Genomic DNA, 18040 nt, shown 5'->3' on the forward strand with positions numbered 1-18040 from the left:
GTTTTGCTTTCCTACTTATCGTTTAAGCCATCATTCGCTTAAGCGACGTTTTCCATCTGAGGGTACAGCGGCTTTGCGGCCAATAGCTCTGGCTCAAAATCGTCTACGTTGATGGTGTCTAGGCGATGCTGTTCAGCTTCTCTCAACAAATCAGCTTCTTCTTGAGTAATCACGCCTTGCTCTAGGCCTTCTTGAGCAATCATATCCAAACGCATGAATGGACGGCGTTTACCTTGCGCTTTGCATATCTTGTCAAACACAGGTTCAGCTTGAAGAATCACAGACAGTGCCAGTTCAATCTTACCTGCTGCGTTGTGTTCTGTTGGTTCTAGGTACTGACCTCGACCAATACGTGAACGTGTTGCACTTGGCGTTTGTAGAATACGAGCGACTTTACTGTCTAGCTTGTCGCTTGGTGCCTTACGTACGCGGCCAAATGGCATGATCAATACGCGTAGTGCACGACCAATCACTTTGTTCGGGAAGTTCGCTAGGAACTCATCAACTGCCGCTTCCGTTTGCTTCAAGCTGTCTTGCAAGCCCCAATGTACTAATGGCAAATCTTCAACAGGACGGCCATCTTGCTCAAAGCGTTTCAATGTTGCAGAGCTCAGGTATAGCTGGCTTAGAATGTCACCAAGACGCGCAGACAGACGCTCTTTACGTTTCAATGAACCGCCTAGTACTGCCATCGAGATATCCGACAGTAGAGCAAGGTTTGCGCTGTAACGGTTCAATTGTTGGTAGTAACGTTTGGTTGCGTCTTTGGTTGGTGATGAAGAACCTAGACCGTCACTTAGACCAAACCAAATACTGCGCACTAGGTTACTCATGGTGAAGCTTACGTGACCAGCTAGTGCTTTGTCGAACTTCTCTACCGCATCGCCAGCGTCAGAATATGCTGCGTTCATCTCTTCAAGAACGTAAGGGTGACAACGAATCGCGCCCTGACCGAAGATGATCATTGAACGAGTTAGGATGTTTGCACCTTCTACCGTTACCGCGATTGGCGCGCCTTGGTAACCACGCGCTAGGAAGTTAGAAGGACCCATACAGATACCTTTACCGCCTACGATGTCCATCGCGTCGATGATGCTTTGTTGACCACGATGCGTACAGTGGTACTTCACGATAGCTGAGATAACCGAAGGTTTTTCACCTAAGTCGATACCCGCCACGGTTAAGTTGCTCGCTGCATCCATGACGTAAGCATTACCACCTAGGCGTGCTAATGGCTCTTCTACGCCTTCCATGTGACCGATAGGCTGTTTGAACTGACGACGAATGCGTGAGTAAGCGCCCGTTGCCATCGCTGCAGTTTTGATGCCGCCTGTTGAGTTAGAAGGTAGCGTGATACCACGACCAACCGATAGACACTCAACCAGCATACGCCAGCCTTGGCCTGCCATTTTTTCGCCACCGATGATGAAGTCCATCGGTACGAAGATGTCTTTACCGCGAGTTGGGCCATTTTGGAATGGTACGTTAAGCGGGAAGTGACGGTTACCAATCTCAACGCCTTTAAGGTCAGTTGGGATTAGAGCACAAGTGATACCAAGATCTTCTTGGTCACCTAGTAGGCCTTCTGGGTCACGCAGTTTGAATGCAAGACCAAGTACCGTTGCGACTGGCGCTAGAGTGATGTAACGCTTGTTCCAAGTTAGACGCATACCAAGGACTTCTTCACCTTGCCATTCGCCTTTGCATACCACACCGTAATCTGGGATAGAGCCCGCATCTGAACCTGCTTCTGGGCTAGTCAGTGCGAAACATGGGATTTCTTTACCCTCCGCTAGGCGCGGTAGGTAATGATTTTTTTGTTCTTCTGTACCGTAGTGTTGCAGAAGTTCACCAGGGCCTAACGAGTTTGGTACGCCAACGGTAGAAGACAGCACGCCAGATACGCCTGTTAGTTTTTGTAGTACCAAAGATTGCGCGTATGCAGAGAATTCTAGGCCACCGTATTTCTTCTTGATGATCATGGCGAAGAATTTGTTGTCTTTCAGGTATTGCCACACTTCTGGTGGAAGGTCCGCCAGCTCGTGCGTCACTTGGAAGTCACTCACCATGGCACACACTTCGTTTACTGGGCCATCTAGGAAAGCTTGCTCTTCTTTGCTTAGCTTAGGCGCTTTGATTGCGTGAAGCTTTTGCCATTCAGGTTTGCCTTTGAATAGCTCGGCTTCCCACCAAACTGTACCTGCGTCCAATGCTTCTTTCTCGGTTTGAGACATAGCAGGCAGGACTTTCTTAAACATGACGAGTGCTTTGCGGCTAATGAGTGATTGGCGAATGCTAGAAACCGCGAACACTGCAACAGCAAGAACGTAAAGTGCCCAGCCAATAACACCAACTGAGCCTGCGATAGTCAGTGCTAGCATGGCAGCAGTTAGCAGACTGACGGATTTCACGAGTGACATTCTGTGGTAAAGCGTAATGCCTAATACAACTGTCATCGCTACGATTGAGAGCAAGATGTCCATATGTTTTTTCCTTTTCAGACTTTAATTATGTTGTACGTCTGTATTTTGGTAAGAGGTCTAACCAGTTCTCATAAGTGTAATCAAAATATTAATAAAATGTAAAACCCAAGATTGAGTAAAAAGTGATCTAAGTAGAGTTAAAATTCTAAAGTTGGGAGTTGGGTGATGATTTCGTAAGCAAGTTAACAAGTTTATTACCGCGATGAATCCAAATCTGTTGGATCGCTATCGACACTAATTCTCGTTTGTGGGTAAACTCAGAGTAATGAACTGTCCGGTGTGAATTTCGCATCAGAACAATTTGCCAAGTGAGAAGCGGAAACGCTCCGCTGTGGCCGAAATAATAAAGAGAACGTCTTATGTACCAAGATCTGATTAGAAGTGAATTAAACGAAGCTGCTGAAGTTCTGAATAAGTTTTTAAGTGATGACCACAACATCGCGCAAATCGAAGCGGCAGCGAAAATGATTGCTGACTCATTCAAGCAAGATGGTAAAGTGTTGTCGTGCGGTAACGGTGGTTCTCACTGTGACTCTATGCACTTTGCAGAAGAGCTAACAGGTCGTTACCGTGAAAACCGCCCAGGTTACGCTGGTATCGCTATTTCAGATCCAAGCCACCTTTCTTGTGTAAGTAACGACTTTGGTTACGATTTCGTATTCTCTCGTTACGTAGAAGCAGTAGGCCGCAAAGGTGACGTTCTGTTTGGTTTGTCGACTTCTGGCAACTCAGGCAACATCCTAAAAGCGATTGAAGCGGCACAAGCGAAAGGTATGAAGACGATCGCGTTAACGGGTAAAGATGGCGGTAAAATGGCAGGTCTTGCAGACATCGAGATCCGCGTACCACACTTTGGCTACGCAGACCGTATCCAAGAAGTGCACATTAAGATCATTCACATCATCATTCAGTTGATCGAAAAAGAGATGGAATAAGATTTACAACTAAGCCGAATACTGGCTTAGTTGTGTTTTAAGGTAAGGAGTTCGTTAAACCATGTGTGAATTGCTCGGCATGAGCGCAAATGTTCCTACAGATATTTGTTTCAGTTTTACAGGCTTGATGCAGCGCGGTGGTCGCACTGGCCCGCACCGTGATGGCTGGGGAATTACTTTCTATGAAGGAAAGGGGTTCCGTACTTTCAAAGATCCAAACCCAAGTTGTGACTCGAAAATTGCTGAATTAGTGCAAAACTACCCGATCAAAAGTCGTGCGGTGGTCAGCCATATTCGCCAAGCAAACCGAGGTGGCGTGAATCTAGAAAACACACACCCGTTTACGCGTGAGCTTTGGGGACGTTATTGGACTTTTGCACACAATGGTCAGCTAACTGACTACCAAGATTTGTATACGGGTCGTCACCGTCCGGTCGGAGAAACCGACAGTGAGATGGCTTTCTGTTGGCTACTCAAGCAGATGGAAGACAAATACCCTGAGCCTCCTCAAGATATGGAAGCGGTCTTTGCTTATGTTGCCCAGTGCTGCGATAAGTTGAAAGAAAAGGGCGTGTTTAACATGCTGCTCAGCGACGGTGAGTTCGTGATGACTTTCTGTACCAACCATCTTTACTGGATCACGCGTCGAGCACCATTTGGCAAGGCGGCTCTGTTGGATGAAGATGTAGAAATCAACTTCCAAGAAGAGACAACACCAAACGACGTGGTTTCTGTGATTGCGACTCAGCCTTTAACGGGCAATGAGACTTGGCATCGAATGAAGCCGGGTGAGTATGGCTTGTTCCATGTTGGTGAGTTGATATTGAACAACGCCGAAGCGCTAACGGATGTACCGTTTGCCGCGCCGAAGCCGGGTAACCAAGCGCCGACTGAGCCGTTGGAGTGATGGTTTTCTCGCAGTAAAACATTTGAATAAAACAAAAGGCAGCCTGATGGCTGCCTTTTTACGTTTGGTGTTTGGAATTAAGAGTTACTCGGCGGCGTAGCCGTGAGCGCCTAGTTCAAAACCATCGAGATACGCTTTGCCTTCGGTCATCGATAATCGCCCGTCGACTAACCACTTCGTCACCATTGGGTAGATGTTGTGCTCTTGAGTCTGCACGCGTGCGGCAAGTGTATCGGCATCATCGTCTTCAAATACCGGTACTTTAGCTTGCAGTACAACAGGACCGCCGTCTAACTCTTCTGTCACAAAGTGAACGCTGGTGCCGTGCTCTTTGTCTCCGGCATCAATGGCACGCTGGTGGGTGTGTAACCCTGGGTATTTAGGCAATAGAGAAGGGTGGATGTTGATCATCTTACCCAGATAATGGGAAACAAACGCGCTGCTGAGAATACGCATGTAACCCGCGAGTACAATCACATCTGGTTGGTATTCATCAATTTGCTTCATCAGTTCGGCATCAAAGTCTTCACGAGACTCAAATGCTTTAGGATCGACAAAGTGACTATTCACATCAAACTGTTTTGCACGCTCCAAACCGTAGGCATCAGCTTTGTTAGAAAAAACCGCTGCCACTTGTGCGTTTGGCATGTTGGCTTCACAGGCTTCAAGTATTGCTTGTAGGTTACTGCCGTTACCCGAAATGAGGACCACTATGTTTTTCATGATATTGAGACTGCCTTGATACTGTAGGTTTGACGTGCGTAATCACTAAATTACCTACTATTAGAATGGTTTTCGATGTTCCAGATAGCAGAATGAGGACATGGCGTCCTCATTCTTTTTATTTTTTGAGCTTGATTCGCAAGTTATTGGATTTCAACTTGCTCTTCGTTTGCTTCTGCTTGAGCGATTTCACCAATCACCCATGCGTTTTCGCCTTCTTCTTTAAGAAGAGCAACCGCTGCGTCTGCTTGGTCTTTTGGTAGTGCAACGACTAGACCAACACCACAGTTGAACGTACGGTACATTTCGTGCGTTTCAACGTTGCCTTTCTCTTGTAACCATTTGAAGATGATTGGCCATTCCCAGCTGCTACCATCGATAACGGCTTTTGTGCCTTCAGGCAGTACGCGTGGGATGTTTTCCCAGAAACCACCACCAGTGATGTGAGAGATCGCGTGGATGTCGTGCTTCTCAATCATCTTAAGTGCTGATTTGATGTAAATCTTAGTTGGTTCTAGTAGGTGTTCACCGATAGTACGACCTGCTAGCTCTTCGTTCTTATCTGCGCCAGATACTTCTAGGATCTTACGGATAAGTGAGTAACCATTTGAGTGTGGACCGCTTGAGCCAACAGCGATTAGTGCGTCGCCTGCTGCTACCTTTGTGCCGTCAATCACGTCTTCTTTTTCTACTACGCCAACACAGAAACCTGCAACGTCGTAGTCTTCGCCTTCGTACATGCCCGGCATTTCAGCAGTTTCACCACCGATAAGTGCACAGCCTGCTTGAACACAGCCATCAGCAATGCCAGAAACCACGTCTGCTGCTGTGTCTACGTCTAGCTTGCCAGTCGCGTAGTAATCTAGGAAGAATAGCGGCTCAGCACCTTGCACGATTAGGTCGTTTACACACATCGCTACTAGGTCTACACCGATGGTGTCGTGCTTGTTCATATCCAGTGCTAGACGAAGTTTTGTACCTACACCGTCAGTACCAGAAACCAGTACAGGTTGTTTGTATTTAGTCGGTAATTCACACAGTGCGCCAAAACCACCGATACCACCCATCACTTCAGGGCGACGAGTACGCTTAACCGCACCTTTAATACGATCTACAAGCGCGTTGCCTGCATCAATATCTACACCAGCGTCTTTATAGCTAAGAGAAGAGTTGTTACCACTCACAGGGAAGTCCTCGGTTTTTAAGTTGGATATGAAAACGGCGCTATTCTACCAGTGGTTAAATACAGATAGCAAACGTTTGCGTCGGTTTTTTTCTTTAGTGATCTATCCTGATATCCCTGCAAAAATCATGTATAATCTGAAGGTTTGTTTAAATATTGCCAAAAAAGCCGGAGATGGAAATGAAAGTTGTTGAAGTTAAACACCCTCTAGTAAAACACAAAATTGGTCTAATGCGAGAAGGTGACATCAGCACGAAGCGTTTTCGTGAGTTAGCGACAGAAGTCGGTAGCCTACTTACTTACGAAGCGACAGCAGACTTTGAAACAGAAAAAGTAACCATTGAAGGTTGGAACGGTCCTGTAGAAGTTGACCAAATCAAAGGTAAGAAAGTGACAGTAGTGCCAATCCTACGTGCTGGTCTTGGCATGATGGACGGCGTACTTGAGCACATGCCAAGTGCACGTATCAGTGTTGTTGGTATCTACCGTGACGAAGAAACACTTGAGCCAGTACCTTACTTCAACAAGCTTGCTTCTAACATCGACGAGCGTATTGCTCTAGTTGTTGACCCAATGCTTGCAACGGGCGGTTCTATGATCGCAACAATCGATCTTCTAAAAGAGAAAGGTTGTCAGGCAATCAAAGTACTTGTTCTTGTAGCTGCTCCTGAAGGTATTGAAGCGCTAGAAAAAGCTCACCCAGACGTTGAGCTATACACAGCAGCAATCGATGAGAAGCTAAACGACAAAGGCTACATCGTTCCTGGTCTTGGTGACGCAGGTGACAAGATCTTCGGTACTAAATAATTCGAGCTTGATGCTAGATTATTACTGAATTGAAAAAACAAAGGCTTGGTGAAAACCAAGCCTTTTTTGTACCTGTTATATAGAAGCTAGATACGAAATACGAGAGCAGTAAGGGCGGCTTAAATCGATTAAGCCGCGCTGCAAATTACTTCGCGTTCTCTTCTTCCATTTGTGCGTTATCCACCACGTGGTTTTCACCAAGGTCGTGTGGTAGCACTAGGTTAAGAATGATAGCCACGATACCACATAGGCTCACACCTTGTAGGCTGAACTCGCCAATACCGAAAGCCATGCCGCCGATACCAAACACTAGCGTTACTGCTACGATCACTAGGTTACGTGATTTGTGAAGGTCAACGTGGTTCTTGATCAGTGTGTTCAGGCCAACTGTTGCGATAGAGCCGAACAGTAGAATCATGATGCCGCCCATAACTGGAACTGGAATCGTTTGTAGAGTTGCACCTAACTTACCAACCAGCGCAAGTACGATGGCTGTGATAGCGGCCCATGTCATGATTACAGGGTTGAATGCTTTCGTTAGCATTACCGCGCCCGTAACTTCACTGTAAGTCGTGTTTGGTGGCGCGCCAACCATAGAAGCAGCAATTGTTGCTACCCCGTCACCTGCAATCGTGCGGTGAAGACCTGGTTTCTTCAGATAGTTTTTACCCGTTACGTTAGAAATCGCTAGCATGTCACCTACGTGTTCAACTGCCGGAGCGATAGCCACAGGGATCATGAATAAAATAGCATTGATGTTGAACTCTGGCGCGGTGAAGTTTGGCATTGCTAGCCAAGCCGCTTGAGCAACCGGAGTGAAATCAACGACTCCGTAGAACAGTGACACAGTGTAGCCTGCCAAGATACCGCCAACGATAGGAACCAGTTTTAGGAAGCCTTTTGCGAATACGCTTAATGCGATTGTCGTTAGCAATGACACTGCGGAGATGATAATCGCTGCGTCGCCGTTCACTAATTGAATTGCACCGTCACCTGATTTACCTACCGCCATGTTTACAGCCGTTGGTGCTAAGCCAAGACCAATCACCATGATTACTGGGCCAACAACGACAGGCGGAAGAATTTTATGGATGAATCCAACGCCGCGCACTTTGATCATCGCACCAAGGCCAACGTACACCAAACCTGCAGCCATCAAGCCACCCATGGTTGCACCGATACCCCAAGTTTGGATACCGAACATGATAGGAGCAATAAACGCGAAAGAAGAGGCAAGGAAGATTGGAACAGAACGTTTAGTAATCAGTTGGAAAAGAAGAGTACCGACACCAGCACCAAACAAAGCAACGTTTGGGTCAAGGCCAGTCAGAAGTGGCACAAGTACGAGAGCACCAAAAGCGACAAAGAGCATCTGAGCGCCTTGTAACGCATTTTTCATAATAATTCCCTATTCAAAGATACGCAGACAAATCCGGCGAATCTTATCATCTGGCAATCGATTGCAATGTTGCCTAGATCAAACTTTTGTGTGGATTTATAAGGTCAGCGAATGTTTAGTTTCATGCGTGCCTTTTAAGTTGGTCAGAATACAGACAATTCACTCAGTACTCTTCTTGCTCAAGATTTGATAGTTGCTTATCATGCGTGTTCTTGTTCAGAGGATTATGAAAACTATGCGCTATTTAGCTCTCTTATTGATAGGTTGGTTGTCTCTGCCAGTTTATGCATTAACTCAGGTAGATATCTATCGTGCCGAAGTGGCGATCGACGGTGAGCAAAAAGACGGCGAAGAACTCGCGCGTCAACAAGGTATGCAAGATGTGATTGTGCGTGCGACAGGCAGCCAATCTTCCCTTAGCAACCCAGTAATTAAGAAAGCAGTGGGCTCAAGTTCTCGCTATATTTCACAACTTGGCTATGGCCAAATGGATGGTCAAAGCAGCTTAAAAATGCTGTTTAACAGTGGTCAGATCCGCTCACTACTAACGCAAGCTCAACTTCCTCTTTGGTCACCAAACCGTGCGAACATTCTGGTTTGGATGGTAGAAGAGCAAGGCTACGATCGTACGATTACATGGGAGCATTCAGACTCAACGAGTGCAGCGACCCTTCGTGATGCTGCACAAGCACGTGGTCTTCCAATCACGATGCCAGTGGGTGATTTCGATGATGTAACAGGCGTGAACGTTTCAGATCTATGGGGTGACTTTGTTGACCCAATCAGCCAAGCGAGCCAACGCTACCCTGTGGATGCGGTACTGATTGTTCGTGTTCAAGGCGATAAGATTCGTTGGACACTGTACGACCAATCGCCAGCTCAGCTTTCTGAGTCTAAACAATCTCCACGCAGTGGCTCAGCATCTGGCGCAAATGCGATTCCAGCAATGGTTGGTGGCATTGCCGATTACTATGCGAAGAAGAGCGCTGTCGTCGTTTCCAGCAAATCATCAGAAGCGATTGATGTGAAAGTACTTAGCGTTTCCTCTGCTATGGATTTCTTCGAGCTAGAAAACTCACTAACAAAGTTGAGTTCGGTTGCTGGTGCTGAAATTAAGCGTATTCAAGGCAATCAAGTCACCTTAACTATCCATCTATTGGCTTCTCAACAAGCGTTTGAGCAAGAAGTCTCTTCTATTCGTTCTTTGGAAGTAACGGAAGACCCAATGGCTGGTATGGAAGAAGTTGTGCCGGCCCAGTTACCTGAAGAGCCTGCACAGCCAACGCAATTGCCAGCAACGACAGAAGACGCTCAAACAGCGGCAGTGGTCGACCTAAATACAGATACTGCGCAACCAGAACAGCCTGTCGTGGTGAAGCCTGCACCAGAACAGTACGACTTGATCTACAAGTGGAATGCGCCAGTTCGCACGCCAGTCGAGCCTGAAGAAAACTCAGAGATTGCGCCAGTGCTAGAAACGGATGTGGTTGAAGACCTAAACTAAGCATTAGGCTGAACAACAAGCTGAACAAAAAAAGAGTCGCCAAGTGCGACTCTTTTTTATTGTTTGGTATTTCTTGCTGGGAGTGAGAAAACTGGAGGCTTCATCATCCAGATACGTATTGGGCTAGCTACTTATTGAAATTGCTATTTATTGAAACTGCTATTTATTGAATTTAGCTTTCTCTTCTTTCTCTACTTGAGATAGACGTTTTAGCTTCAACCCCAACTCTTTACCACGCGCTCGTGCAAACAAGATGTTACCTGCAAAACCGAGTGAAGTAAGGAGTAGTTCCACAGCTGCTAACCAACGCTCACCACCATCGATATACAAAATTGTCAGTGCGTGTAAGAAGTACAGCATCAAGACAAAGTTTGCCCATGCGTGCGTGTATGGTTTACCTGCAAGAATTCCCGGCAATGGTAAAAGTAGCGGGATACACCACGCTATCGCCAGCGTGGTACTGCTTAGATGCGGGTGAGGGGAAAGCGCTAATTGCCAAATCGCGACCCAAGCTAACAATGCCAAATTACCGAACAGCGCCATGTAGCGATAGGTTTGGGTTCGGGTGCTTAGAGGTGGTTGGTCAATAATGTCAGACATCGATTTCTTATCCTTGAGCTTACTGACTTCCTTTGAGCTTTTTCGCTGCGGTCGCCAGTCGTTTTCCTAATTGTTGTGCGAGACGAATCTCTTCTGCCGTAAGACTTGGTTCTTGTCCTACACTGCTTGCCCCGTACGGGGTCCCACCTGATTGAGTGGTATGCAGTTCTGGCTCTGAGTAAGGGATTCCTAATACCATCATGCCGTGATGCAGAAGTGGGGTCATCATGCTCTGTAGCGTGGTTTCTTGACCGCCGTGCATTGAGGATGATGAGGTAAACACACAAGCTGGCTTATCGATAAGATCGCCGTTCACCCACAAAGGTGTGGATTGATCCCAAAAGTGCTTAAGCGGTGCTGCCATGTTGCCAAACCATACTGGGCTGCCAAACGCGAGGCCATCACACTGCTTCAACTCATCTAGAGTAACAATTGGATCGGAAGGGGTATGTGAGTGAGGTGACAATTCTTCAACTGTACGCAAAATCGCTTCGCAATGAGGAGTCGATTCGACCCCTCTTGCTATTTGTCTTGCCAGCTGTTTTGTCGAGCCATGACGGCTGAAATACAAAATGAGGATCTGGCAATCCATTTATAGAATTTCCAGTACTTGCTCTGGCGGACGACCAATTTTCGCTTTGCCGTTGGCAACCACAACAGGGCGCTCGAACAGTTTAGGGTTTTGTGCCATTGCTTCGAACAGCTGCTCGTCTGTCACTGACGCTTCACCCAGTGCAAGCTCTTTGTAGATGTCTTCTTTTGTACGCATCATTTCACGTACAGAAGAGAAACCAAGTTGAGCGAAAAGTGCTTTGAGTTGTTCCACATTAAGCGGTGTATCAAGGTACTTAACAACTTCCGGTGTAACACCGTTTTGCTCTAGAAGTTCTAGAGTTTGACGGCTCTTTGAGCAACGAGGGTTGTGATAAATCACGACTGACATGGTTTTCTCCATTTCGTTATTGTAATGCCATGAATCGATCTCTTTGGATCATTAACTGGTCGATACGAGCGTCGTATCGTGCTTGCTTTAAGCTGCCCAGTTCAGCAATTTTACTTGCTTCAGAATAATATTGAATGGCTTTATTCCATCCTGCACGCAGCGCTAAAATTTCTGCGCGAGCGGCGAGTTCTTCGTCATTGCGACCCAGTGCGTGGTTACCTTTTGATAGAAGGTGCCAGCCGTTGGTATCTTCTGGGTTATCGTGCGTGTAGCGTTGAAGAATGCGCACGGCTTCTTCATTCTTATTCGCTTCCAGCAAAGCATTAGCGTAGTTGATGGTCAGCACTTTATTTTGCGGGTTGCGTTTCAGCGCACTGCTTAACATATCCACCGCTTTTTGTGGCTTCTTCTGTGCGATGTACAAGTCGGTCATGGCATCCAAATAGAATGGGTTGCCAGGGTCTTGCTGCAGCAGCTTTTTCAGAAGTGGCTCCGCTTCACTCAAACGTTTGTTGTCTAGGTGAACGAGCGCTCGACCGTAATCAAAAGACGGGATGATTTCTGGAGACGCTTTCTTTTGAGTTCGATTAAACCAACTCATTGCCGCCTGTCCATCGATACCTGCATAACGTGCAACGATTCGAGCACGCGTCAAATGGTAATCAATCGAAGGCATGATACGCATTGGCGGGTAAGCTCGCGCACGCGCTCGGCTATCGGTAATACGGTCTTCAGGCAATGGGTGAGTCAGCAGCATTGGTGGCGGCTTACTCGCGTAACGGTATTCATCCGCTAGGCGGCCAAAGAAGCGCGGCATTGCTTGTACGTCAAAGCCTGCTTTCGCCAAGGTTGCAATACCAAAGCGGTCGGCTTCTTTTTCGTTTGAACGGGTGTAGTTGATTTGGCTCTGCATGTTACCGGCTGTTGCTGCCGTCACGGCTGCCATCCCGGCTTCTGGAGAAGCAATGGCGAGTAGCAATGCACCAGCGAGCGCTGCCATAGTCGCTGGCGAGCGACGAGCTTGTTCTTCCATGCTTCGTGCAAGGTGACGCTGTGTTACGTGGGCAATTTCGTGCGCAACAACAGAGGCAAGCTCACTTTCAGTACGAGCATGCAAAAATAGACCCGAGTGCAGGGCAACGTAACCGCCAAAGAAGGCGAATGCGTTAATGTTGCGGTCACGGATCATAAAGAAGTGGAACGGAGTTTTTACGTCATTCGCATTGGCAACCAAACGGTGTCCAAGTGTGTCAATATATTCATTGATGACGGGATCGCTAACAATAGGGCTGCTGGCTCTGAGCATACGCATGTAAGCGTCGCCATAAATCAACTCCTGATCTATCGTCAGAGTGCCTCCAGCTGCCGTACCAATATCAGGGAGATCAAGGCTATTGGCGTAAATAGGTGTTGGTGTACTCAATGCAGCAGCAAGGCATAAACAAACTAGCGAGCGAGTGCGTTTTAACATACGGTTTAAAGATTCTCCAAAATACCGAAACATGGGTTGGTGCCGAGTTCCTCTCAGCATGACCACCATGCATTATGGTCATCCTTATGGGATGAATATGCTAGCTATAAGACCGAAAATAAACGGATTGGTTTCGTAGATACTTCTTACAAGATGTTAAAATTTTGAATTATAAAGTCTTTGTCGTCTACGCTTAAATCACTAGCACCAGCTCAAAAAGCCGTTACAATACAACCCTATCACAAGTGCAGAGCAATACAATGGAATCCATGTTACTCGATTTGCGCGAGCAACGCTGCCCTATGGCACTGTTACTTGCTAAGCGTCACGCTGCAGATGTGTTTCAGGGAGAAACACAGCAATATCATCAGCTTGTCATTCAAGTGGTGGATAAAAGCTCTAAACACGATATCGTGAAGTATTTACTTAACCAAGGGTATGCGGTGGATTGCCAAACTTCACCGGAACACTTCACGTTGACAGTATTCAATAAGGAATCTTCATAAGATGCTTGAAATGGTAAGTCGTTGGTATAAGCGACGCTTTTCAGACCCACATGCAGTGAGCCTAGTGGCGATCTTGCTGTTCGGCTTTATCACAATTTACTTTTTCGGGCATTTGATTGCACCATTGCTGGTGGCGATCGTTCTTGCATACTTACTTGAATGGCCAGTGACACAAATGTGCCGTTTAGGTATTCCGCGTACTTTCTCCGTCATAACCGTCATTCTGATTTTTATCGGTTTGATGCTGATTGCCGTCTTTGGTCTCGTACCAACGATTTGGACTCAGGTGGGGAATTTAATAAACGATATTCCGAACATGTATGCAGGGCTACAAAAGTTCATTGCTACACTGCCACAGCGTTATCCTGAGCTGGCAAACCTAGAGATCGTAGAAACCGTGGTTACCAACGCGAAAAACCAAGCAATTGGTTTGGGTGAAAGTGTGGTAAAAGGCTCTTTGGCATCTTTGGTAAGCTTAGCGACACTGGCGGTTTACCTAATTCTTGTTCCGCTGTTGGTGTTCTTCTTGCTCAAAGATAAAGAAGAAATGCTGCGCATGGCGAGTGGCATTTTGCCGAAAAACCGTAAGCTAGCGAACAAAGTTTGGCACGAGATGAACGAGCAAATCTCGAACTACATTCGCGGTAAAGTTTTAGAAATCCTTATCGTGGGTGGCGTAAGTTACGTGACGTTCGCGATTCTTGACCTGCGCTACTCTGCATTGCTTGCTGTAGCGGTGGGTTTGTCAGTGCTTATCCCGTATATCGGTGCGGCTGCAGTGACTGTGCCTGTTGCGATTGTTGGTTTGTTCCAATGGGGCTTAACACCACAGTTCTACTGGTTATTGGTCGCTTACGGCATTATTCAGGCACTAGACGGTAACGTATTAGTCCCTGTGCTTTTCTCTGAAGCGGTAAACCTTCACCCTGTGGCGATAATCGTTGCCGTGTTGGTCTTCGGTGGTTTGTGGGGCTTCTGGGGCGTCTTCTTTGCAATTCCATTGGCGACACTAGTGAAAGCGGTGTGGAACGCGCTGCCAAGTACTGAAGAAAACGAACCGATACAAGAATAGAAATCGAATCCAATAAAAAGCCCAGCGATTGCTGGGCTTTTTGGTATTTGGATGAAAGCTAAGCTTACGCGTTTTCTTTCAAGTAGTTCACAACCACTTCGTGGTGATCTTTGGTTTTGAACTTGTTGAACACGTGCTCAATCACGCCTTCTTCGTTGATCAGGAAGCTAATACGGTGAAGACCATCGTACACTTTACCCATAAACTTCTTCTCGCCCCACACACCGAACTGGTCAGCAACTGCATGGTCTTCGTCTGAAAGTAGCGTGAAGTTTAGCTCATCACGTTCGATGAATTTACCAAGGCGTTTTACTGGGTCGATACTTACGCCCAATACCACAACATTGTGTGCATCTAGCTCTGCTTTTACATCACGCAGGCCTTTTGCTTGAGTGGTACAACCCGGCGTCATCGCTTTCGGGTAGAAGTAAAACAGAACTTTTTTACCTTTGAAGTCACCGAGAGAAACGGTGTTGCCATCTTGGTCGAGCAAAGAGAAGGCTGGCGCTGGCGAGCCTGCTGTCAGCGTATTCATTGTTATATCCTTTACTTTATAGATTGTTTTTAATGAAATTCAGAGAACCTTGTACGTTGAGCGTATTACAAAGTTCATCGAAATCTTCTTGTAATTGCATCAGATTACAGTCAGAGCTCACAGAGGCGGTAATCGCAATGTGGAACTGATCGGCATCTAATTGGATTTTCGATTTACTGATTGTTTGCGCACTAAGGGAATCTAGACCAATCTGTTTATCGGCGAAGAATTGTGTGAACTTCTCGGTGAGGCCGATGCGGTCTTCTGATTCAATGAACACTTCCATGGTGTAGCTGTTGTCGAGCAACTCATGTGCTGACGTGCGCTTCATGATAGTGATAAGGTCGTGTTCTTGACCTAGTAGTGGCAATTGCGTTTCGACGCGGGTGACATTACTGGCGTTACCAGTAAGCAGCATGATAAGAGTGAATTCATTACCAAAGATAGCAATACGGCTATCGACAATGTTACAGCCAGCTTGTGTGACGAGCTTAACCACTTGGTTACATATGCCCGGACGATCCGTTCCAACCGCTGTAAGTACCAGATGTTGCTTCATAAATGAGCTTCTTGTCCTTTCTTCAATAGAGAGATGTTAGCACAGATACGGCACAGAAATGTCGAGTCAGTTCTTTTTTTAAACTTGTTAAAACGCTTTGTTGATTAAGTGAACAGTTTGATTGTTGAGTACTCTATTAATTCACTCAACGCTGACTTGAGCTTCATGACGAGAGAGTATATTCCGCGCCTAATTAAAAGCGGCGGCCTAGGCTTATTCACGGCATGTCGCCACCAAACACAATTATCAGAATGGCTAGGATTGAGAACAAAATTCACATTTTAGTTGCGAGACCTCTAACAACTGATAATTATTCATTCATTTGTACTTTGTAAGCGAGTTTACGCTCTTGTGTTTTTCAATCGCATTACAGTACCATGCAGAAAGAGTAAAATGAGGGAGATAAACATGTTTTCAGGAAGTATCGTAGCGCTGATTACACCACTAAAATCAGATGGTGAAGTAGATTTTGATAGTCTACAAAAGCTTGTTGAGTACCATGTTGAAGCAGGTACAGACGGTATTGTTGCAGTTGGCACCACTGGTGAGTCAGCGACTCTAACCATTGAAGAGCATGTAAAGGTCGTAAATAAAACCGTTGAGTTTGCAAACGGTCGTATCCCAGTGATTGCTGGTACGGGTGCAAACGCAACCCACGAAGCAGTGACATTTAGCAAATTATTGGCTGATTCTGGTATTACGGGTTTCCTGAGCGTAACGCCTTACTACAACAAACCAACTCAAGAAGGTTTGTACCAACACTACAAAGCAATTGCTGAAGCGAGTGACGTACCTCTAATTTTGTACAATGTACCGGGTCGTACTGCGGTAGATATGTTGCCTGAGACAGTGGCACGCTTGTCAAAGCTTGATAATATCGTGGCTCTAAAAGACGCGACAGGCGATTTAAGCCGAATTGCACTTCACCGTGAACTTTGTGGCGAAGATTTTATCTTACTAAGTGGTGATGATGCGACTGGCCTAGAATTTGTTAAACTTGGCGGTCATGGCGTTATCTCGGTAACGAACAATATCGCGGCTAAGGACATGGCAGACATGTTCCATTTGGCAAGTGAAGGAAAATACGACGAAGCAGAAGCGATCAATGAACGTTTGATGACTCTGCACAAAAACCTATTCGTTGAATCAAGCCCAATCCCAGTAAAATGGGCTGCACATAAGCTTGGTTTGATTGAAGAAGGTGAACTGCGTCTTCCTTTGACCCCACTTTCTGAAAAATCGCAGCCAGTCGTGGAACAGGCGCTAACCGACGCCGGTATTTATTAAGATTGAGTTGCTAGGATTGAAGTTCATGCTGGGGGCAAATAAGCCCTCAGTGTTTTAGGAGTATAAATGAAGCTTTCAAGCCAGTTAGTGTTAAGTTCACTAGCTGTATTCGTATTGACTGCCTGTTCAGGTGGTGCAAACCAGCGTCGTCAAGCAAAAGACGACTTCGAGTACTTGAACACCCCACCTCTTGAAGAGTGGAGTGTTCCCGCAGGTGCTGTTCCTCAGTTTTACCCTAACTACCGCATCCCACAAGGTGAGTACGCTGGTGGTATTGGTAAAGAAGTGGATATTCGTCCGCCGCAGCAAGTATTGGAATTGATCCCTGGTGCTCGCCTAGATCGCAGCAATGACGGTGAAGTAACACTGTGGCTGCTTCGCAAGGATGAATTGGATAAAGTTTGGCAAACCGTTCAAGACATGGTTGCTGAGAACAAGATCCCAGTAGAAAACCAAACCGACAATCGTATCGAAACAGGTTGGGTAACTTGGAACTCACCAGATGAAGACATGGAAATCGGCAGCCGCTACGAAATTACTCGTGGTGAGATGAACGGTCGCCATGGCTTTAAAGTGAGCTTGATTGATTGGCGTGAAGGCAATCAAGTTAAAGAGGTAACACGTACTAACCGTGAGCGTTACAACGTGTTTATGACTAACTTGGTTACTGCTCGTTATGACCAGCACGTTCGTGAAGAAGCACAGCGTAAAGCACAAGAGCTAGTGAAACACATCCCAATTACCATGGGTAAAGACCGTAGTGGTCTACCAGTGATCATCGCTCGTGCTCAATACAACGTAGTGTGGAACCGCCTACCAGACATCATGCCGAAGATGGGCTTCACTATCGAAGAGCGCAGCCAATCTCAAGGCACGGTGACTGCGAAATACGCATCACCTGATGATGCTTTCTGGAATGACATCGGCGTTAAACCAGTAGACCTAGCAGCAGGTAAATACACTTTCCTATTGGGTGACTTGGGTAACCGTACTTCTATCAACATTACCGACTCTTCTGGTAAGCCAGTAGAAGAAGAATTCTTGAAGTCACTTGCGCCAGTATTGGCTGCGGTAGTGAAAGATTAATTACTTAAGACAGCTAAGTAGTTAGACACAGATAAACAAA

Annotated in this window: 18 protein-coding genes; 8 read left to right on the plus strand and 10 right to left on the minus strand. The window is 46.4% G+C overall.

Annotated features, from left to right (window positions below; genetic code table 11):
• Positions 1–38 precede the first annotated feature (38 nt).
• The gene (fadE, locus tag KIT90_RS22415; RefSeq protein ID WP_285378784.1) at positions 39–2483 is read right to left on the minus strand and encodes an acyl-CoA dehydrogenase FadE; all 2445 of its coding nucleotides are present in this window, start codon (positions 2481–2483) and stop codon (positions 39–41) included.
• Between the two features lie 359 nt (positions 2484–2842).
• Between fadE and lpcA the strand changes: the two genes are divergently transcribed.
• Complete coding sequence (lpcA, locus tag KIT90_RS22420; RefSeq protein ID WP_005436835.1) at positions 2843–3418, plus strand: D-sedoheptulose 7-phosphate isomerase; 576 nt, start codon at positions 2843–2845, stop codon at positions 3416–3418.
• A 61-nt stretch (positions 3419–3479) separates the two neighbouring features.
• The gene (locus tag KIT90_RS22425) at positions 3480–4325 is read left to right on the plus strand and encodes a class II glutamine amidotransferase (protein WP_285378786.1); all 846 of its coding nucleotides are present in this window, start codon (positions 3480–3482) and stop codon (positions 4323–4325) included.
• Positions 4326–4409: 84 nt separating this feature from the next.
• On the opposite strand, the gene purN is transcribed toward KIT90_RS22425, so the two are convergent.
• Positions 4410–5048, minus strand: coding sequence for a phosphoribosylglycinamide formyltransferase (purN, locus tag KIT90_RS22430; RefSeq protein ID WP_285378788.1), 639 nt, complete (start codon positions 5046–5048; stop codon positions 4410–4412).
• Between the two features lie 143 nt (positions 5049–5191).
• On the minus strand, positions 5192–6232 hold the full coding sequence (gene purM, locus KIT90_RS22435; protein WP_005436839.1) for a phosphoribosylformylglycinamidine cyclo-ligase: 1041 nt from the start codon (positions 6230–6232) through the stop codon (positions 5192–5194).
• A 179-nt stretch (positions 6233–6411) separates the two neighbouring features.
• Here purM and upp point away from each other — a divergent pair, with 179 nt between their 5' ends.
• A complete protein-coding gene (upp, locus tag KIT90_RS22440; RefSeq protein WP_005445324.1) occupies positions 6412–7038 on the plus strand; it encodes a uracil phosphoribosyltransferase in 627 nt (208 codons plus the stop codon).
• 145 nt (positions 7039–7183) lie between these two features.
• Here the strand turns inward: upp and KIT90_RS22445 are convergent, their stop codons facing one another.
• Positions 7184–8437 carry a uracil-xanthine permease family protein gene (locus KIT90_RS22445; RefSeq protein WP_009707401.1) on the minus strand — a complete coding sequence of 418 codons (1254 nt, stop codon included), beginning with the start codon at positions 8435–8437 and terminating at the stop codon, positions 7184–7186.
• Positions 8438–8672: 235 nt separating this feature from the next.
• Here KIT90_RS22445 and KIT90_RS22450 point away from each other — a divergent pair, with 235 nt between their 5' ends.
• Positions 8673–9941: a DUF2066 domain-containing protein gene (locus KIT90_RS22450; protein WP_285378791.1), complete on the plus strand. Its 1269-nt coding sequence runs from the start codon at positions 8673–8675 to the stop codon at positions 9939–9941.
• A 159-nt stretch (positions 9942–10100) separates the two neighbouring features.
• On the opposite strand, the gene KIT90_RS22455 is transcribed toward KIT90_RS22450, so the two are convergent.
• The 4 genes from KIT90_RS22455 to KIT90_RS22470 are packed head-to-tail and all read right to left on the minus strand — an operon-like array spanning position 10101 to position 12955.
• Positions 10101–10541, minus strand: coding sequence for a DUF2069 domain-containing protein (locus KIT90_RS22455; protein ID WP_005436847.1), 441 nt, complete (start codon positions 10539–10541; stop codon positions 10101–10103).
• Positions 10542–10560: 19 nt separating this feature from the next.
• Positions 10561–11133, minus strand: a complete 573-nt coding sequence (gene wrbA / locus KIT90_RS22460; RefSeq protein WP_285378793.1) for an NAD(P)H:quinone oxidoreductase — start codon at positions 11131–11133, stop codon at positions 10561–10563.
• Complete coding sequence (gene arsC / locus KIT90_RS22465) at positions 11134–11484, minus strand: arsenate reductase (glutaredoxin) (protein WP_180824740.1); 351 nt, start codon at positions 11482–11484, stop codon at positions 11134–11136.
• Between the two features lie 16 nt (positions 11485–11500).
• Complete coding sequence (locus tag KIT90_RS22470; RefSeq protein WP_033005399.1) at positions 11501–12955, minus strand: M48 family metallopeptidase; 1455 nt, start codon at positions 12953–12955, stop codon at positions 11501–11503.
• Positions 12956–13224: 269 nt separating this feature from the next.
• Here KIT90_RS22470 and KIT90_RS22475 point away from each other — a divergent pair, with 269 nt between their 5' ends.
• Both KIT90_RS22475 and KIT90_RS22480 read left to right on the plus strand, forming a co-directional pair.
• Positions 13225–13461, plus strand: coding sequence for a sulfurtransferase TusA family protein (locus KIT90_RS22475; protein WP_009707396.1), 237 nt, complete (start codon positions 13225–13227; stop codon positions 13459–13461).
• A 1-nt stretch (position 13462) separates the two neighbouring features.
• Positions 13463–14533, plus strand: coding sequence for an AI-2E family transporter (locus tag KIT90_RS22480; RefSeq protein ID WP_005436858.1), 1071 nt, complete (start codon positions 13463–13465; stop codon positions 14531–14533).
• Positions 14534–14597: 64 nt separating this feature from the next.
• Here KIT90_RS22480 and bcp read toward each other — a convergent pair whose 3' ends face one another.
• Both bcp and KIT90_RS22490 read right to left on the minus strand, forming a co-directional pair.
• The gene (bcp, locus tag KIT90_RS22485; protein ID WP_005433058.1) at positions 14598–15068 is read right to left on the minus strand and encodes a thioredoxin-dependent thiol peroxidase; all 471 of its coding nucleotides are present in this window, start codon (positions 15066–15068) and stop codon (positions 14598–14600) included.
• A gap of 16 nt (positions 15069–15084) precedes the next feature.
• The gene (locus KIT90_RS22490) at positions 15085–15627 is read right to left on the minus strand and encodes a glycine cleavage system protein R (protein ID WP_005436861.1); all 543 of its coding nucleotides are present in this window, start codon (positions 15625–15627) and stop codon (positions 15085–15087) included.
• A gap of 408 nt (positions 15628–16035) precedes the next feature.
• On the opposite strand from KIT90_RS22490, the gene dapA reads away from it, so the two are divergent.
• Together dapA and bamC are read left to right on the plus strand one after the other, a co-directional pair.
• Positions 16036–16914: a 4-hydroxy-tetrahydrodipicolinate synthase gene (gene dapA / locus KIT90_RS22495; protein WP_009707394.1), complete on the plus strand. Its 879-nt coding sequence runs from the start codon at positions 16036–16038 to the stop codon at positions 16912–16914.
• A 66-nt stretch (positions 16915–16980) separates the two neighbouring features.
• On the plus strand, positions 16981–18000 hold the full coding sequence (bamC, locus tag KIT90_RS22500; protein ID WP_005436864.1) for an outer membrane protein assembly factor BamC: 1020 nt from the start codon (positions 16981–16983) through the stop codon (positions 17998–18000).
• The last annotated feature ends 40 nt before the right edge of the window (positions 18001–18040 follow it).

The organism is Vibrio sp. B172a (assembly GCF_030248355.1).
Taxonomy (GTDB): domain Bacteria; phylum Pseudomonadota; class Gammaproteobacteria; order Enterobacterales; family Vibrionaceae; genus Vibrio; species Vibrio owensii.

Bases quoted from the DNA above. Each gene is read 5' to 3' on its own strand.
- KIT90_RS22470 (WP_033005399.1), bottom strand. From the start codon at position 12,955: ATGTTAAAACGCACTCGCTCGCTAGTTTGTTTATGCCTTGCTGCTGCA.
- purN (WP_285378788.1), bottom strand. From the start codon at position 5,048: ATGAAAAACATAGTGGTCCTCATTTCGGGTAACGGCAGTAACCTACAA.
- KIT90_RS22455 (WP_005436847.1), bottom strand. From the start codon at position 10,541: ATGTCTGACATTATTGACCAACCACCTCTAAGCACCCGAACCCAAACC.
- KIT90_RS22445 (WP_009707401.1), bottom strand. From the start codon at position 8,437: ATGAAAAATGCGTTACAAGGCGCTCAGATGCTCTTTGTCGCTTTTGGT.
- KIT90_RS22450 (WP_285378791.1), top strand. From the start codon at position 8,673: ATGCGCTATTTAGCTCTCTTATTGATAGGTTGGTTGTCTCTGCCAGTT.
- KIT90_RS22490 (WP_005436861.1), bottom strand. From the start codon at position 15,627: ATGAAGCAACATCTGGTACTTACAGCGGTTGGAACGGATCGTCCGGGC.
- dapA (WP_009707394.1), top strand. From the start codon at position 16,036: ATGTTTTCAGGAAGTATCGTAGCGCTGATTACACCACTAAAATCAGAT.
- KIT90_RS22425 (WP_285378786.1), top strand. From the start codon at position 3,480: ATGTGTGAATTGCTCGGCATGAGCGCAAATGTTCCTACAGATATTTGT.
- bcp (WP_005433058.1), bottom strand. From the start codon at position 15,068: ATGAATACGCTGACAGCAGGCTCGCCAGCGCCAGCCTTCTCTTTGCTC.
- arsC (WP_180824740.1), bottom strand. From the start codon at position 11,484: ATGTCAGTCGTGATTTATCACAACCCTCGTTGCTCAAAGAGCCGTCAA.
- KIT90_RS22475 (WP_009707396.1), top strand. From the start codon at position 13,225: ATGTTACTCGATTTGCGCGAGCAACGCTGCCCTATGGCACTGTTACTT.
- wrbA (WP_285378793.1), bottom strand. From the start codon at position 11,133: ATGGATTGCCAGATCCTCATTTTGTATTTCAGCCGTCATGGCTCGACA.
- lpcA (WP_005436835.1), top strand. From the start codon at position 2,843: ATGTACCAAGATCTGATTAGAAGTGAATTAAACGAAGCTGCTGAAGTT.
- fadE (WP_285378784.1), bottom strand. From the start codon at position 2,483: ATGGACATCTTGCTCTCAATCGTAGCGATGACAGTTGTATTAGGCATT.
- KIT90_RS22480 (WP_005436858.1), top strand. From the start codon at position 13,463: ATGCTTGAAATGGTAAGTCGTTGGTATAAGCGACGCTTTTCAGACCCA.
- upp (WP_005445324.1), top strand. From the start codon at position 6,412: ATGAAAGTTGTTGAAGTTAAACACCCTCTAGTAAAACACAAAATTGGT.
- bamC (WP_005436864.1), top strand. From the start codon at position 16,981: ATGAAGCTTTCAAGCCAGTTAGTGTTAAGTTCACTAGCTGTATTCGTA.